The following is a 15,542-nucleotide window of genomic DNA, read 5'->3' as shown; positions in this document are numbered from 1 at the left end:
CATCATCACGTTGCCCGCAGCGCCCGCGCTGCGGGCAACGGCGAAGAGTACGTCATCGCATTAAAAGAAGACCCCGCCGGGTCTTCCCCCATAAATCAAACACTTCACTCATTATCTTCAAGTGCTAGCTAACCTTTGCGCGATTCTTCAAGAAGAGCTCGTGCCTAGCATGGCTCTCTTGCCCCGTGAAAGCCCGGAAATCGCCGAGCTTGTACGCCGTCGAGGACTTACCGTTGCTTATCTCAACGTTGAAATCGCGGCTGAGGATGCTGATCCGACGCTCCAGCTCTGGGGCGTCGAGGTCAAGCCCGCTTTCTCGCGCGATCTGAGCTTGCGTCATGAACTCGCCGCTGCCGCGCAAGGCCTTGTAAATCGGGTCATATTCGACGGGTTGCCGCTGGGTCGGCTCGCCTTCGTGTAGAAACGCGCGCATGATCGCTGATCCGACAGCAGCTGCGACCGGCGGCGGGAAGGCGTTGCCGATCTGCCTATACGTAGCTGTCTTTCGTCCAGCGAACTTCCACCGGAATCCCTTGTCCGGCAGCCAACCCTGAATCCGCTCGACCATCTCGGTCGTGAGCTTCGGTCCGACCTCGAACTTTTTTCCGGGTCCAGGGGCTTCGTTCGCAATCCCCAGAGCATCGACTCCCATGTCGGCCCACGCACGCTTGGCCCTGGTCGGGCCAAGGTCAGCACCACCGTGCTTCTTGGATCCGCCCACGATCGTCGGTGCGATCTTGTTCGCAGTCTTGGCCCACTCGTCGGCGCCTTCCCAACCGTTGGCTGCCATGAGGTCCTTCAGGACCTCTCCGACAGTGCTAGGTTCCTCATCCGTCTCGGGCCAAGCGAAGTAGGCGGCATCCTCGGGGCGCAGAGCGACCAAAACAAAACGAGGCCTCAACTGCGGCACTCCGAAGTCCGAGGCGTTGAGCAGCTGCCATTCGGCCACGTAACCGAGCTCGGTCAGCCGGTCCAGCACGTGCTGTCTGTAGCCAGCGAACCTGGGCATGCTCAAGCCACGAACGTTCTCCAAGAGCAGCGCCCGGGGCTTGACCTCGTCAATGAGTTCGATCGCCCACGCGAACAGATCCCGTTCGTCCTCGGCTCCGAGCTGCTTGCCCGCGATCGTGAATGGAGGGCAGGGAACGCCGCCGGCCAACAGCGAGACGCCGCGATAGTCACTGGGGTTCCAGAGGTCCCGATCTGCGACGTCACCTTGCTTGACGGTCCACTCGGGCCTGTTCAGGCGGAGCGTGTCGCACGCGTTGCTGTCGAGCTCGATGGCGAGCTGGTGCTCGAAACCGGCCTTCTCCAGGCCGAGAGCCTGGCCGCCCGCACCTGCGCAAATCTCAACGACGCCGTAGTCCGACATCTGTTCCCCTCCTCGCAGCTAGGCACGGTGCGTCAGGCTTGCTCCTGGCAGGCGTTATCTTGCCTTGTACGCGCGAGCTAGCCCTCACCGCCTGACAGTTGGTGTGATCGTGTCTGAACAAGACCTCAGCGAAGCCCGTGAGCGAGCGCACGCCGCGGGCATCTATCCGGCTCCGCTGAACGCCGGCCGATCCCGCAACATGCGCGCCAACCGACGAGCTGACACGAAGCCCGAGGTCAGGCTCCGGAAGGCACTGCACAAGCTTGGCTACCGGTACCGAAAAGATCTTCTTCTCCGGCTCGATGACGGGGTGCGTGTCAAGCCGGACATCGTGTTCACAGCGCGCAAGGTCGCGGTGTTCGTCGACGGATGCTTCTGGCACGTGTGCCCTGAGCACGGCCGTCAGCCGACGACGAACGAGTGGTACTGGGCACCGAAGCTTCGCCGCAACATGGATCGCGACCGAATCGTCGGTGAAGCCCTGCGCAGCGAAGGATGGCGCGTCATCCGCGTCTGGGAGCACGAACTCCTCGATGACGCGGTGGCGCGGGTTGAAGCCACCCTCCAATAGCTGCGTGAACATGCGTTCGATGTTAGCTCGCTGCTCGGACTATCGGCTGCAAACTCGGCGTCCGTGTGTCTGACTCGGACAATGTTCACTCAGCTCAGGGATCGATCTTCCTCATACCTAACCTCTGAGTACGTACCGTCACACCGTTCCTGTTCCTTCCACTTGCGACTTCGACTGAAAGCTCCTGACTTGTTGGCGAGAAGACTTCGGATGTAGCCGTAGAACCCAGCGGGGTCCACGGCGTCGATGACTGTCGCGTTCGGCTGCAGGTTGTGGACACCCCAAGACATTGCCGCATACCCCCGTGTCAGTTCGCCCGCTGTCTCCACGTCAACGTGGTATGCAGCAGTTCGGGTGATCAGCTCGGGGTGCAGGAGCACTGCTGCGGTCAGCGAGTCCGGGTGGGTGGTTCCGTTGATGCCGACGCTTCGGTCGAAGTCGAGAGTTGCTGCGCAGACTCGGGTGAAGAAGTGGGACAGCGGGGTGTTCAGGGCTGCGATTTCGTCGAGTTGGGTTTGTCCGAAGAGTGCGCAGTCCAGGGTCAGGGGTGCCCAGGGGATGACTGTGATGTCGAAACCTGCTGCGAAGACCGCCTTGGCCGCCTCCGGGTCGACGTAGAAGTTGAACTCTGCTGCTGCGGTGATGTTTCCGCGGGCGTTGTTGCTGCCGCCCATCACGTACAGCGCCTTCACGTTGTCGACGAAGGTGGGGTCTTTGACCGTGGCGGTGGCGATGTTGGTGAGGGGGCCGATGCAGACGATCGTGAGTTCGCCCGGGGATTCGGCCGCTAGACGGATCAAGGCGTCCACCGCGTGCTCGGGGTCTGGGGCGAGGCCGGTCAGGTCCATGGTCATGCCGCCGACTCCGTCGCCGTGGACGTTCTCGGCGCTCTCCCAGGGGCGGACGAGGGGTCGTCGGCAGCCGAGGTGGATCGGCACGGAGCCCAGGCGGCCTGCGACGTTGAGGGTGAGGAAGGCGTTGTGGATCTGCTGGTCGAAGCCGACGTTGCCGGCGACCATGGTGATCGCGCGGAGGTCGGCTCTGGGGTCGAGGAGGCCGACGAGGAGGGCGATGCAGTCGTCCTGCGCGGTGTCCGTGTCGATCACCATCGGCACCTTCGGGGTGGTCATGTCGGCTCCTGTTCGGGCGGATGTCGGTCGCAACCGCAATACTCGCGCCGTGATCAGCCAACGCACCAGGGAGGCGACATGCCAACGCAGATCTCCACGTTCCTGATGTTCCAGAACGGCAAGGCCGAGGAGGCGATGCACTTCTACATCAGCCTGTTCGACGACGCCGAAGTGCTCGCCATCAGCCGTTACGGGCCCGGCGAGCAGGGCGCTGAGGGTTCCGTGCAGCACGCCACGTTCACCTTGTGCGGGCGGCAGCACATGTGCATCGACTCGCCCGTGTCGCACCCCTTCAACTTCACGCCGTCGGTGTCGCTGTACGTCGACTGCGTGGACGAGGCTCAGCAGGACCGGCTTCACCAGGCGCTTTCCGAAGGCGGAGCGGTGATGATGCCACCGGACGACTACGGGTTCTCGCAGAAGTTCAGCTGGGTCGAGGACCGCTACGGCGTGTCCTGGCAGCTCAACCTCCCGCGCAGCTGAACGATCTTGCAGCGCTAAGGTCTGCCCATCCGTTCCGACTCGATTGGGAGCCGATGACGACCGTCAGCGCAGCAGGATCGCTCACCGTGCTTCGGCCGGACGTCCGGGAAGCCGCCGAGAACGCCGACGCCGCAGTGCTCCGACCCGAAGACCCGTCCCAGCTCGACCACGCCGACCGGGCGCGGATCGCGCTGCGCGTCGCGCTGGTCAACGAAACGCCCTCCTACGCCGACTCGGTGGCCGTCGGGCTCGACGACGCCGAGGTGGTGCGGGACGTCGAGCGCTGGGACGAGCTGCCCGAGGCGACGCAGGCCCTGCTGGCGCACTGCGAGCAGGTCGCGCTGGACCCCGCCGACGCCGGTGCCGAGGAGATCGCCGAGCTGCGCCACCACTTCTCCCCCGCCCAGGTCGTCACCGCCACCCAGGTCGCCGCCTACGCGAGCTTCCGGGTGCGGCTGGAGAGCGGGCTGCGGCTGGTCGCCGACGCCGGGGACGGTCCCGCGTCCCAGCCGCGCCTCACCATCGAGGCCGGTGCGGCGGCCGACGGGTTCGCGCTGTCGACGCCCGAGCAGGCGTTCCCGTCGATGCGGTGGGTGTCGCGGGTCGTGCCCGGCGGCGAGTTCGTCGAGACGCTCAAGCTCGACGCGGGAGTGCTGTCGGCCCAGACCCTGCTGCGCGAGGCGATCATGACCGGGCACGGCGCTCTCGACCGCGCCGACCGGGAGCTCGCGGCGCTGGCCACCTCGCTGATCAACGGCTGCGGCTACTGCACGGCCGTGCACGGCAAGCGGCAGGTGGAGCTCTCCGGCGACCCGCTGACCGCCGTCGTGCTCGCCGAAGCGGGGCCCGCCGCGATCGCCGACGAGCGGCTGCGGGCCGTCGTCGACGTCGCCGGCGCGCTGAGCTACACGCCTGCCGCGCTCGGGGCCGCCGACATCCGCCGGCTGCACGCGGTCGGCCTCGACGCCGACGATGTGCACGACCTGGTGGCCGTGGGCTCCATGTTCGCCTGGGACAACCGGCTGATCATGACGCTGGGGAACGCGGTGCGCTCGTAGGTCCGAGACTCCTAGATCCACCCTGCGTGCCCGGCCCCGCCGGGCGACAGTGGGGTGACCTGCGGCGTGTCGCAGCGGACCCGCCGGGGTAGCCGCCTACGAGCGGAAACCGAGGGAGGCACCCGATGGTTCAGCTCACGACCGAACCCGTGATCGTCACAACCCCTGCCGGAGAACTCGAAGGGGACCTCGTGATGCCACCGCCTGCCCGGGCGGTGGTTTTGTTCGCGCACGGTTCCGGCAGTTCGCGGCGCAGTCCGCGCAACCGCGCGGTCGCCGAATCGCTGCAGCACGCGGGCTTCGGCACCCTGCTGCTGGACATGCTCACCTCCGACGAAGCATCCGCCGACCAGCGCACGCACGAGTTCCGCTTCGACATCGACCTGCTCACCGATCGGCTCGTCCCGGCCATCGACGCGCTCGAATCCTGGGAGGCCACCCGCGGCATGCCGGTCGGCCTGTTCGGCGCCAGCACCGGTGCCGCCGCCGCGATGAGGGCCGCCGCACGCCGTCCCGGCCGGGTCGCCTCAGTGGTCTCGCGGGGTGGTCGTCCCGATCTCGGCGGAGACGGACTGGCCGAGGTGCAGGCGCCGACTCTGCTGATCGTCGGTGGCAACGACCGCGAAGTGCTCAACCTCAACCGCCAAGCCGCCGCACTACTGACCGACCTGCCGCTGACCGACGTCAAGATCGAAATCGTCCCGCACGCCGGGCACCTCTTCGAGGAGCACGGTTCCCTGGAGAAGGTCTCCGACCTCGCCGGCCGTTGGTTCTGCCAGTACCTCGGAGCTGGGCACAGCAAGCAGACCGGCCCCGACGGCGGTCACTTCAAACCGCCGGAACCCCGCCGTCGCCCACCGATGATGTAGTCCTGCAGGGCTCGGTAGCCGGGGACGTCCGCCGCCGTCGCGCCGCCTGAACGGATCTCGCGAGCGGTGCTGACGGCCGCGTTCAGCGCAGCGCGGTAGAGCAATGAGCCCGTGCTGATGCGGCGGACGCCCATGGCCGCCAGTTCTTCGACGCTCTGCCCCGGCTTGTAGAGGACGTTGACCGGGACGTCGACCGCGCCCACCAACGCCCGGACCTCGTCCTCCGCGCTGATCCCCGGCACGAAGACCCCGCTCGCTCCGGCGGCCGCGTAGCGGCGGGCTCGTTCCAGGGCGTCGGGCAGCTGCGGGTCGCTCCCCAGCCAGTACGGGTCGGCGCGAGCGTTGAGGAACAGGCCCGGCGCTCGGCTGCGGATCTCGGTGATCCGCCGCTCGTGCAGCTCGGGATCGCAGAGCTCGTCCTCGATGTTGATCCCGGCGACGCCGAGCTCGGCGAGCTGGGCCGCGTAGTCCCCGATCTCCTCGGGTTCCAGGCCGAAGCCGGCCTCGATGTCGACGGTGATCGGCACCGGGAGGTCGACGAGCCGACTCGCCAGGTCGAAGGTCTCGCGCCGCGTGCTCGCCGTGCCGTCGGGCACGCCGTGCGCCGCCGCGACCCCCAGGCTCGTGGTGCCGATCGCGTCGAAACCCGCTTCGACCAGCGCAGCGGCCGTGGTGAAGTCCCAGGCGTTGGGCAGGACCAAGGGTTGGACGCCGGCGTGCAGCGCGTGGAAGTCCATGCGCAGCACCGTAGAGGCCGGGACCGACATGCGGAGCCGGGTCGCCGAGCTTCGAAATTCGAATGGCCGCTCAGCGGGGCATGCGACGCCAGAGCGGTTGCGGGACGTAGTGCATGGCGGCGAAGACCCAGCGGAGGATGCCGGGGACCCAGACGACCCGTCGTCCTCGCGCCAGCGCCTTGTCGGTGGCGTCGGCGACCTGATCGGGCGTCGAGGACCACGGAGCCGGGTCCATTCCCGTGGTCATCCGTCCGATCACGAATCCCGGCCGGATGATCAGCAGCGAAACACCGCTGCCCACCAGCGCGTCGGAGAGTCCGTTGGCGAACCCGTCGAGCCCGGCCTTGGCGGAGCCGTAGACGTAGTTGGCGCGGCGGACCCGCACACCGGCGACCGAGGAGAACACCACGATCTTCCCGTGGCCCTGCTCGCGCAGCAGGTTCGCGAGGTGCGTGAGGACGTTGACGTGAGCGACGTAGTCGATGTGCACGACGTCGACCGCGTGCGCGGCCTCGGACTCGGCGCGCTGCTGGTCACCGAGGATGCCGAAGGAGATGACGGCGGTGTCGATCGGCCCGTGGTCCCGCGCGACATCGCGCAGCAGGGCTTCGTGGGTGTCCAGCTGGGCGGCGTCGAACTCGACCCGCACGACCTCGGTGGCACCCGCTTCGCGCAGCGCCGCCTCCTGGCCGTCGAGGTCGGCCGAACGCCGCGCCGCGAGGACCACCTTGCCGTTGCCGCGGCGCACCAGGCGGTCGGCCACCGCCACGCCGATCTCGCTCCGGCCACCCAGGATCAGTACCGCTCCGCTCATCGCGGTCATCCTGCCACTCCCCCGGCAACGCCGTTGCCGGTGACCCCCGGTTGCTTGCGGGACAACGGTTTCCGACTCGCGAAGAGCCTCTGGACCGACTCAGTCGTGCAGCTCACCACCGGTAAGACCGGACGGCTGTTTACCCCTTTCACCGCTCCGCATACTCTATGTGCGAGATCGTTCCACACGAAGCAACCGAGCGGACCACTCTCATGTCTGACGCCCGACCCCCGCAGATCGACACGACCAAGCCCAGCATCGCGCGCGTCTACGACGCGTTCGTCGGCGGCAAGGACAACTTCGAGGTCGACCGGGAAGTGCTTCGGCAGATCCAGGAGCTCGTCCCCGAGGCGGTCCAGGTCGGCAGGCAGTGCCGCGCCTGGCTGATCCGCGTGGTGCGCTTCATGGCAGGCAACGCCGGTGTCGATCAGTTCTTGGACCTGGGATCGGGCCTGCCGACGGCGGAGAACACCCACCAGGCCGCGCAGCGGATCAACAGCGAGGCCACGGTCGTCTACGTCGACAACGACCCCTCGGTCGCGGCGCACGGCCGCGCGCTGCTGGAGGAGAACGAGTTCACCCACTTCGCCGTGGCGGACCTGCGCGAGCCCGACGAGGTCCTCAACCACGAAACGGTCCGCAAGCACCTGGACCTGGACCGGCCGGTGGGCTTGATCCACAGCAACACGCTGCACCACGTCGCCGACGCCGACAATCCCGCCGGGATCATGCGCAGCTACCTCGACGCACTCGCGTCCGGCTCCTACCTGGCGATCTCGCACCTGCACAACCCGGCCGACGGCAGCTCGCGCGCGCAGCTCGCCGACGAGTCGGAGGTCAAGTTCAACTCGATGATGAGCAGCTGCTTCTACCGCAGCCGCGAAGGGATCCAGGAGCTCTTCACGGGCCTGGAGATGATCGAGCCCGGCCTGGTCAACCTCTTCGACTGGTGGCCGGACGGCCCGCGTCTGACCGAGCCCTCGGAAGGCGAGTTCAACCTGCTCGGCGGAGTCGGCCGGAAGCCCTGACGCGAAGGGGCGCCTCCCCTCCGGATTGAGGGCGGTTCAGCTTTCCGAACCGCCGTCAACGACCGGCGAAGGCGCCCGTTCGAGCTCACATGGCCTGGCGCTGCGTCCAGTGCTTCATCGCGTGCTCGACGAGCGCGATGAGGGTCCGCTTGGTGGATTCCCGGTCCCGGGCGTCCACCGGACCGATCGGCACGTCGGCTCCGATCGCCATCGCTTCTCGCACCTGTTCGAGCGAGTGCAGCATCTGCCCGTCGAACAGGTTCACGCCCACCAGGTAGGGCAGTCCGCGATCCTCGAAGAAGTCGATCGCGGAGAACGAGTCCGCCAGCCGGCGGGTGTCGACCAGCACGACGGCGCCGATGGCACCGCGGACCAGGTCGTCCCACATGAACCAGAACCGCTGCTGCCCGGGTGTTCCGAACAGGTAGAGGATCAGGTCCGAGGCCAGCGAGATGCGGCCGAAGTCCATGGCCACGGTGGTCGTGGTCTTGTTCGGAGTCGCGTCGAGGTTGTCGACGCCCTGGGAAGCCTCCGTCATGACCGCTTCGGTGGTCAGCGGAACGATTTCCGAGACCGAACCGACGAACGTCGTTTTGCCCACACCGAACCCGCCCGCGACGACGATCTTCGCCGACGTCGAGCTGGTGCCACCCCGGTTGGCAGGCTCAGGCATCGAGCCGAGCTGGGGTGCGCTATAGCCGACGGAGTCCACTCAAAACCCTTTCCATCAACATCATGTGTGGTGCGCTGCCGCTTTCGCTCACCGTGCTGTGCACGGTGATCAATCCGAGTTCGGCCATGTCGGCCAGCAGCACGCGGGCGACCCCGATCGGCACTGACAGCAGTGCGCCGACCTCGGCCACCGAACGGGGTTGCTGGCACAACTCGGCGATCGACTGGTGTTCCAGCCGGACCGGTGCGCCGGGTCGGTAGTTCTCGCCGACCGAAACCAAGGTCTCGATGGCCAGTTCGTAGTTCGACTTGGTCCGGCCGCCGGTCCAGGTGTAGGACCGGATGCTGGAGGCCGCAGGCTGCTCGGGAACGACGTCAGCAGGGTCCTGCGACTCCGTCCGCGCGCGCTGGTCCAGCTCCTGGGCCTGTACCGGCTCCGGCTCCTCGCGCTCCTTGCGCTTGCCCCGCTTGGGCTTGGCGCCGAACGTGAAGGAGTTGACGACGTCGGCGAAGCTGTCGTCGCCGGAGTTCTGTCGTCTTCGGTCTCGGCGTGGGTATTCCGAGCGTCTGCTCATCGCTTCCTCACACCAGTTGACCCGAAGCGCTGTTGTTCTGCAGCTGGGTGCGGATCTCCGGGGTGAGCATCTGGCCGACTCGCTCGACCAGCATGGTCATCTCGTAGGCGATCAGCCCCATGTCGCACTGCGGCGCGGCGAGCACCGTCAGGCACGAACCGTCGCTGACGCCCATCTGCAGCAGGGTGCCACGATCCATCTCCACGATCGTCTGCACGACCTGGCCGGCCTCGAAGCACTTGGCCGACCCCTGCGTGAGGCTCAGCAGACCAGAGGCCACCGCCGCGAGCTGGTCGGCGCGATCCCTGGGCAGCGTCGCCGAAGCGGTCAGCACCAGTCCATCAGCCGAAACCACGATCGCGTGCGCCACACCCTGCACACGTTCGGTGAAGTCCGTGATCAGCCAGCCGAACCTGCGGGAAATGGTCTGTGCGCTCATGCAACCTCCTGTTCGTTGCCGAGATGATCACGTTTCTTGTCGCGCGTGTCCACCACTCAGCCCTCGTCCGTCATCCGGTGCCGACCGCGACTGACGCCACCTTGGAAGTCCGACAGCCTGTTGCGCAAGGCGTCCGGGTCGCGCTGGAAGCGCCGCGGCTGGCTCGGCTGCTGCGATTGGTCGGAGACGCTGCCCGGGACCAGGTTCGCCTTCGGCTTCCGCCGGGGCAGTCCCGCGCTGGTGAACGACGTCTCCTGCGGGTTCGCGGCGGATTCGGCGGCCTCGCGGGCCTTGTCCGCCGCGAAGTCCCACGCCTGGGCCTCCGGGGTCTGCGGGATCCACGGCTGCGCCTGCGGCAGCTCGGGTGCCTGCTCGCCCGGTTCCGGCGGCCACGGCTTGTAGGCCGTTTCCTGATCGGTCCGCCCGAACTGGACGCCGTTGTGCGCGAGCTGCTTGCTGATGTCCCCGGCGCTGCGGCTCTGGGGCGCTTCCTCCGCGGGCTCCGCCGGGGAGGGGTTGCGCGGCTTGCGCCGCGGCAGGCCCGAGGAGGTCAGGCTCGGCTCGTCGTCGGCCGGCTGCTCGGAGGTGAACAGCGCGGAGTCGCCGTCCTTGGTCTCCGGCCAGTGGAACTCGCCGGTCTCCGAGATCGAGTCCGAGGCCGCGGGCATGAACCACTGCCCCGCCAGGTCGTTGCGCACCGGTTCCGGCGCGGGTTCCTCGGCTTCGTGGTCCTGCGGTTCGTAGTCCAGCGAGGAGCCGAAGAAGCTGCTGGTCCGCGAATCGTCACCACCGGCCGGGGTGAAGAAGTCGTTGGCCTGGTCATCGGCTTCCGCACCGAAGTAACCGCCGTCGAACTGACCCGAGTGCTCGCCCTGCTCGTGGGGGAAGATCGGCTCGAACAGGCTGGTCGGAGCGTTGGCGTTGTAGTCCTGGTCGTACTGCTGCTCCCAGGACGGGTCCTGACCCTGCCAGGCCGGTTCCTCCGTCTTCCAGCCGTTGTCCTCCGGCTGCTCGGGAATCCGGCGCGGCAGCGGAGCACCCGCGCCCGGGAACGAACCCGAGGTCTGCAGGCCGGGCAGCGAGTGGCCGTTGACCTGCGCGGGCGGCGTCGACGGCGGCATCTGCGAGGACCCGCTCTGCTGCGCGGAGACCACGTGCTCGGACGGGACCAGCACGGTCGCGCGCACGCCCTCGACGTCCGGGCCTCCGTGCAGCTCGACGCTGATGCCGTGCCGCGCGGCCAGGCGTCCGGCCACGAACAGGCCCATCCGGCGCGAGGTCGAGATGTCGTCCTCGGCGACGCGGGACAGCCGCTGGTTGGCGTCGGCCAGGTCGTCGTCGCCCATGCCGATGCCGTTGTCGAGGACGTCCAGCACGACCGTGCCATCACCGGACTGGTAGCTGGAGACGGTCACGACGGTGTCCGGCGCGGAGAAGTTCGCGCTGTTGTCCATCAGCTCGGCGACCAGGCGCACGAGGTCGCTGGCGGTGTTGCCGCGCAGCTTCACCGACGGGGTCGGCTGCACCGCGATCCGCGGGTACTGCTCGATCTCCGAGACCGCCGAACGGAGCACGTCGGCGAGCTCGGTGGGCTGCGTGAACCGGCGGGCCAGGTCGCTGCCGGAGAGAACCATGAGGTTCTCGTTGTTCCGGCGCATCCGGGTCGCCAGGTTGTCCAGCTGGAAGAGCCTGGACAGCTGGTCCGGGTCTTCCTCGTCCTGCTCCAGCTCCTCGAACAGGCGCAGCTGGCGCTCCAGCAGCGCCTGGCTGCGGCGGGAGACGCTGACGAACGCGTCGCTGTAGCCGCGACGCAGGTCGGCCTGCTCGACGGCCAGGCGCAGCGCCTGCCGGTTGACCTCGTCGAAGGCCCGGGCCACCTGGCCGACCTCTTCGGTGGTGCTGACCGGCAGCGGGGGCACGTCGGCCTCGGCGCCCTTGCCCTCGCGAACCGAGGTGACCGCTTGCGGCAGGTCGTACTCGGCCGCGTCGAGCGCGCCGATCCGCAGCTCGCGCAGCGATCCGAGCAGCTGGCGGGTGATCATGATGATCACGGCCGCGGCGGCGATCAGCGAGGCCAGCAGCATGACCGAGTCCCAGCCCGCGCGGTCGCTGGCGTCGTCGGCCAGTCCCTGCGCGACGGTGCGGACCTCGGTCGCCAGCTCACCGCGACCGGACTCGATGGTCTTCACGGAGCCGTCGCTCGTGGCATTCCACGCTTCGCGCTGGACGGAGAAGCCGCCGCTGGACTTGCTGTCGGTGCTCTCCATGATGACCGAGGCGAGCATCTGGTTCCGCTGCACGATCGCCGGGACCTGCAGCTGCTGCATGAGTCGCTGCTGCCAGTGCTTGGCCACGCCGGAACTGGCGTCGTTGATCTTCGACAGCAGCCGGGCACGAGAGCCGGAGAGGTTGTCGAGCGTCGGCGGGTCCAGCGAACCGTCGCTGAGGCCCGAGAGCACCAGGGCCTGCTGCAACCGGACTTCTTCGGTCAGACCGAGCAGGTCGGTCAGCGCGGTCGCGGTGCTGGAGATCGCCGGGTCGGCGACGCTGGTGGTCAGCGCGCGGTCCAGGCCGAGCATCGCGCGGACGGCCTGGCTGTAGGCGCCGATCGCCTGGTTGGCGGTGACCTTCCGGGCCTGAACGCCGGCGCGCACCGCGGTGAGGCTGTCCATCGCCCTGCGGGTCTCGGCGAATCGCTCCTGGACGACCTCGGTGTAGACGTCGGTCTCGGTGAGGGTGAGGCGCAGGGTTTCAGCGGCCTTGTCGGTGGCGGCGATCTGATCGGTGAACTGGCTGATCTGGCCGTCTCCGACCAGGTTCTCCACCGCGTGGTTGCGCTCCAGCTGGAGACCGCTCATCAGCGGTTCCATCTGCTTCTCGGCGTCGAGCACCTTCGCGACCCGGCCGTAGTCGTCGGACTGCTCGACCTGCCACTGAATCTGCCCGACACCGAGCGTGATCGCGAAGATGACGGGCACCAGGACGACGGCGGCCAGCTTCGTGGGCAGCGACCAGTTGCGCCACTGCAGGAAGCCGGCGGACCGCCGACCCCCGCTCATGAGCGGTCTCCCTGTACGTCCCCGCGCTGGTCAAGCAGGCGTGTCGAACAAAGCGTAGGCGAACGGCGCATGCGTGCGGTCCCGCAATCGTCGTGCTGATGGTCTGGGGTGAAAGGCGGCCGCGTCGGGAGGACTCGGGGCCGGCGAACCAACGCGGGTCTCCGTGCCATCGAGGTCTCGTCGATACTCAGCGTCACCGATGGCTGCCCCGGCCGACACATTCCGGACACTGGTATCGAACCGTGACCCTTCCCGTTCCCACGACTACCTCTCAGTGTCCAAGCACTATATGCCCTTGCCGCAAGGAAAGCACCGGGGGCTTTTCCGCAATCTGCTACGCCAAACAGGCGAGATCACGCCGAGTGTTCGATCAGTTCGTGGGCGCCTGACGCAATTTCACCCGTTCGGCCCAAAAGGAGCCTTGAACTCGTCCTCGTGAGACGCTGTAACACCTGGTCAACGGCTTCCGATCTTGAAAGTGCAGGTCGCTGACCTGGCCTTACCCACCAGTAACCGAGCGTTGCCCGCCCGTCGCGGTCTGTTGGCCCCGCCGCTGCTCAGACGGGTGAAATGGAGGCTTCGAAGTGTTGCTCCCCACAGTGTCGATAGAGGTAGAAGAGTGGTAAGAATTGCCCGCCTCCGCCAGCTCGGCGACCCCGGCCGGCACACCGCGAAGCCCAGGAAGGATGCATGAGCAACGGGACGCAATCCGCGCTGCGCGGTTCACCGCGTGAGCCCGGAAATCAACGCGCGGCGTTCGGCGGAATCGAGAAGAGCGCGGTTCGCACTACCGCCGAGCGGCCCGATTTCACCTCTATCCAGCAGAGCGCCGAATTCCGCAGCCTCCGCCGTCGCCTTAAATGGTTCGTTTTTCCCGCGACGGCGTTTTTCCTCATCTGGTACCTGGGCTACGTGCTGGCCGCCGCCTACTTCCCGGAACAGCTGGCGAAGCCGGTCTACGGCGAGGTCAACGTCGGATTGCTGCTGGGAATCGGGCAGTTCGTCACCACCGTCGGGCTGACCACCCTCTACGTCCGGTTCGCCCGTCGCCACATCGACCCACGCGTCGACGAAATCCGTGAGCAGGCCGGAGAGTTCGACCGATGAACCTTGCCCAGTCCACCGTCATCCCCGACGACAGCATCATCATCAACACGAGCGTCTTCGCCGTGTTCGTGCTGATCACGCTGTTCATCGTCTACCGCGTCAGCAACCGCGGCACCGCCAGCGACTACTTCGTCGCCGGCAGCGCCTTCAGCGGTGTGCAGAACGGCATCGCGCTGTCCGGTGACTACCTCTCGGCCGCGTCGTTCCTGGGCATCGCCGGAGCGATCGCGATCTACGGCTACGACGGCTTCCTCTACAGCATCGGCTTCCTGGTCGCGTGGCTGATCAACCTGCTGCTGCTGGCCGAACGCACCCGCAACACGGGCCGCTTCACCATGGGCGACGTGCTCAGCTTCCGGATGAAGCAGCGCCCGGTGCGCGCCGCGGCGGCGACGTCCACGCTGGCCATCACGATCATGTACATGATCGCCCAGATCGCCGGTGCCGGCGGTCTCGTCGCGCTCCTGCTCAACGTGCACGGCCACTTCGGACAAATGCTGGTGATGGCCGGCGTCGGTGCCGTCATGATGGTCTACGTGCTGGTCGGCGGCATGAAAGGCACCACGTGGGTGCAGATCATCAAGGCCACCATGCTCGTGCTGAGCGCGGTGCTGATCACGATCTTCCTGCTCGGCAAGTTCAGCTACAGCATGACCGAGCTGCTGGGAGCCGCAGCGGACAACAACCCGCACGGCCGCGCGATCTTCGGGCCCGGCACCCAGTACGGCAAGTCCGAGATCACCAAGCTGGACTTCATCTCGCTGTCGCTGGCACTGGTGCTGGGCGTCGGTGGTCTGCCGCACGTGCTGATGCGCTTCTACACCGTGCCCAACGCGCGTGAGGCGCGACGTTCGGTGGTGTGGGCGACCTGGACGATGGCGATCTTCTACCTCTGCACGCTGATCATCGGCTACGGCGCCAGCGCACTGGTGGGCACCGACGCGATCCTCGCCGCACCCGGCGCGGAGAACTCCGCCGCGCCGCTGCTGGCCTACCGGATCGGCGGCACGGTACTGCTGGGCATCATCTCGGCGGTCGCCTTCGCCACGATCCTGGCGGTGGTCGCCGGTCTGACGCTGACCGCCTCGGCGTCCTTCGCCCACGACGTGTACGCGAGCGTCCTCCGCGGCGGCGAGGTCGATTCCGGCCGCGTGGTGTGGGTGGCCCGCATGACGGCCCTGGTCATCGGCGCCGCGTCGATCCTCGGCGGCATCCTGGTGATCGGGCAGAACGTGGCGTTCCTGGTCGGTCTGGCCTTCGCCTTCGCCGCGTCGGCGAACCTCTCCACGCTGCTCTACACGCTGTTCTGGAAGAGGTTCAACACCACCGGCACCCTCTGGGGCATCTACAGCGGCTTGATCTCCTGCCTGCTGCTGGTGATCTTCTCGCCGGTCGTCTCGGGTTCCTCGGACTCGATCATCCCGAGCGTGGACTTCGCGTTCTTCCCGCTGAAGAACCCGGGCATCGTCTCGATCCCGATCTCGTTCCTGTTCGCGGCCATCGGCACCTTCGTGGGCAAGCCGGAGCGGGACGTCGAACGCCAGGCCGAGATGGAGGTCCGCTCCCTCACCGGAATCGGATCGCGCAACGCCTGACCGGGAGAAACACGAGTTCGAAGGGCGCCAGGG

General features: G+C 67.3%; 15 protein-coding genes. 7 read left to right on the top strand and 8 right to left on the bottom strand.

Going from position 1 to position 15,542, the window contains the following annotated elements; genetic code table 11:
- Window positions 1–124 precede the first annotated feature (124 nt).
- Window positions 125–1,372, bottom strand: coding sequence for a DNA cytosine methyltransferase (locus FHU35_RS27780; protein ID WP_145745115.1), 1,248 nt, complete (start codon window positions 1,370–1,372; stop codon window positions 125–127).
- Window positions 1,373–1,481: 109 nt separating this feature from the next.
- Here FHU35_RS27780 and FHU35_RS27775 point away from each other — a divergent pair, with 109 nt between their 5' ends.
- Window positions 1,482–1,943, top strand: a complete 462-nt coding sequence (locus FHU35_RS27775) for a very short patch repair endonuclease (protein ID WP_145745113.1) — start codon at window positions 1,482–1,484, stop codon at window positions 1,941–1,943.
- 89 nt (window positions 1,944–2,032) lie between these two features.
- Here the strand turns inward: FHU35_RS27775 and FHU35_RS27770 are convergent, their stop codons facing one another.
- A complete protein-coding gene (locus FHU35_RS27770; RefSeq protein ID WP_145745110.1) occupies window positions 2,033–3,073 on the bottom strand; it encodes a nucleoside hydrolase in 1,041 nt (346 codons plus the stop codon).
- Between the two features lie 78 nt (window positions 3,074–3,151).
- Here FHU35_RS27770 and FHU35_RS27765 point away from each other — a divergent pair, with 78 nt between their 5' ends.
- The 3 genes from FHU35_RS27765 to FHU35_RS27755 all read left to right on the top strand — a co-directional run bounded on the left by FHU35_RS27765 (window position 3,152) and on the right by FHU35_RS27755 (window position 5,483).
- Complete coding sequence (locus FHU35_RS27765) at window positions 3,152–3,556, top strand: VOC family protein (RefSeq protein WP_145745107.1); 405 nt, start codon at window positions 3,152–3,154, stop codon at window positions 3,554–3,556.
- Between the two features lie 53 nt (window positions 3,557–3,609).
- Window positions 3,610–4,614: a peroxidase-related enzyme gene (locus FHU35_RS27760; RefSeq protein ID WP_145745105.1), complete on the top strand. Its 1,005-nt coding sequence runs from the start codon at window positions 3,610–3,612 to the stop codon at window positions 4,612–4,614.
- A gap of 125 nt (window positions 4,615–4,739) precedes the next feature.
- Window positions 4,740–5,483 (top strand): dienelactone hydrolase family protein, encoded by a 744-nt coding sequence (locus tag FHU35_RS27755; RefSeq protein ID WP_145745103.1) that lies wholly within the window; start codon window positions 4,740–4,742, stop codon window positions 5,481–5,483.
- Here FHU35_RS27755 and FHU35_RS27750 read toward each other — a convergent pair.
- Entirely contained in the window at window positions 5,438–6,220 is a 783-nt protein-coding gene (locus FHU35_RS27750) for an isocitrate lyase/PEP mutase family protein (RefSeq protein WP_145745101.1), read from the bottom strand. The genes FHU35_RS27755 and FHU35_RS27750 overlap by 46 nt on opposite strands.
- A 70-nt stretch (window positions 6,221–6,290) precedes the next feature.
- Window positions 6,291–7,034: a decaprenylphospho-beta-D-erythro-pentofuranosid-2-ulose 2-reductase gene (dprE2, locus tag FHU35_RS27745; RefSeq protein ID WP_145745099.1), complete on the bottom strand. Its 744-nt coding sequence runs from the start codon at window positions 7,032–7,034 to the stop codon at window positions 6,291–6,293.
- Between the two features lie 212 nt (window positions 7,035–7,246).
- On the opposite strand from dprE2, the gene FHU35_RS27740 reads away from it, so the two are divergent.
- Entirely contained in the window at window positions 7,247–8,062 is an 816-nt protein-coding gene (locus FHU35_RS27740; protein ID WP_145745097.1) for an SAM-dependent methyltransferase, read from the top strand.
- A gap of 85 nt (window positions 8,063–8,147) precedes the next feature.
- Here the strand turns inward: FHU35_RS27740 and FHU35_RS27735 are convergent, their stop codons facing one another.
- The 4 genes from FHU35_RS27735 to FHU35_RS27720 are packed head-to-tail and all read right to left on the bottom strand — an operon-like array spanning window position 8,148 to window position 12,807.
- On the bottom strand, window positions 8,148–8,774 hold the full coding sequence (locus FHU35_RS27735) for a GTP-binding protein (RefSeq protein ID WP_145745095.1): 627 nt from the start codon (window positions 8,772–8,774) through the stop codon (window positions 8,148–8,150).
- The gene (locus FHU35_RS27730) at window positions 8,755–9,309 is read right to left on the bottom strand and encodes a DUF742 domain-containing protein (protein ID WP_145745093.1); all 555 of its coding nucleotides are present in this window, start codon (window positions 9,307–9,309) and stop codon (window positions 8,755–8,757) included. The genes FHU35_RS27735 and FHU35_RS27730 overlap by 20 nt, the downstream gene beginning before the upstream one ends.
- 7 nt (window positions 9,310–9,316) lie before the next feature.
- Window positions 9,317–9,748: a roadblock/LC7 domain-containing protein gene (locus FHU35_RS27725; RefSeq protein ID WP_145745091.1), complete on the bottom strand. Its 432-nt coding sequence runs from the start codon at window positions 9,746–9,748 to the stop codon at window positions 9,317–9,319.
- A 56-nt stretch (window positions 9,749–9,804) separates the two neighbouring features.
- The gene (locus tag FHU35_RS27720) at window positions 9,805–12,807 is read right to left on the bottom strand and encodes a nitrate- and nitrite sensing domain-containing protein (RefSeq protein WP_145745089.1); all 3,003 of its coding nucleotides are present in this window, start codon (window positions 12,805–12,807) and stop codon (window positions 9,805–9,807) included.
- A gap of 690 nt (window positions 12,808–13,497) precedes the next feature.
- On the opposite strand from FHU35_RS27720, the gene FHU35_RS27715 reads away from it, so the two are divergent.
- On the top strand, window positions 13,498–13,914 hold the full coding sequence (locus FHU35_RS27715) for a DUF485 domain-containing protein (RefSeq protein ID WP_145745087.1): 417 nt from the start codon (window positions 13,498–13,500) through the stop codon (window positions 13,912–13,914).
- On the top strand, window positions 13,911–15,509 hold the full coding sequence (locus FHU35_RS27710; RefSeq protein ID WP_145745085.1) for a solute symporter family protein: 1,599 nt from the start codon (window positions 13,911–13,913) through the stop codon (window positions 15,507–15,509). The genes FHU35_RS27715 and FHU35_RS27710 overlap by 4 nt, the downstream gene beginning before the upstream one ends.
- Window positions 15,510–15,542 lie beyond the last annotated feature (33 nt).

Source organism: Saccharopolyspora dendranthemae, assembly GCF_007829955.1.
Classification (GTDB): Bacteria; Actinomycetota; Actinomycetes; order Mycobacteriales; family Pseudonocardiaceae; genus Saccharopolyspora; species Saccharopolyspora dendranthemae.
This window is presented reverse-complemented; position numbering and strand designations above follow the sequence as displayed.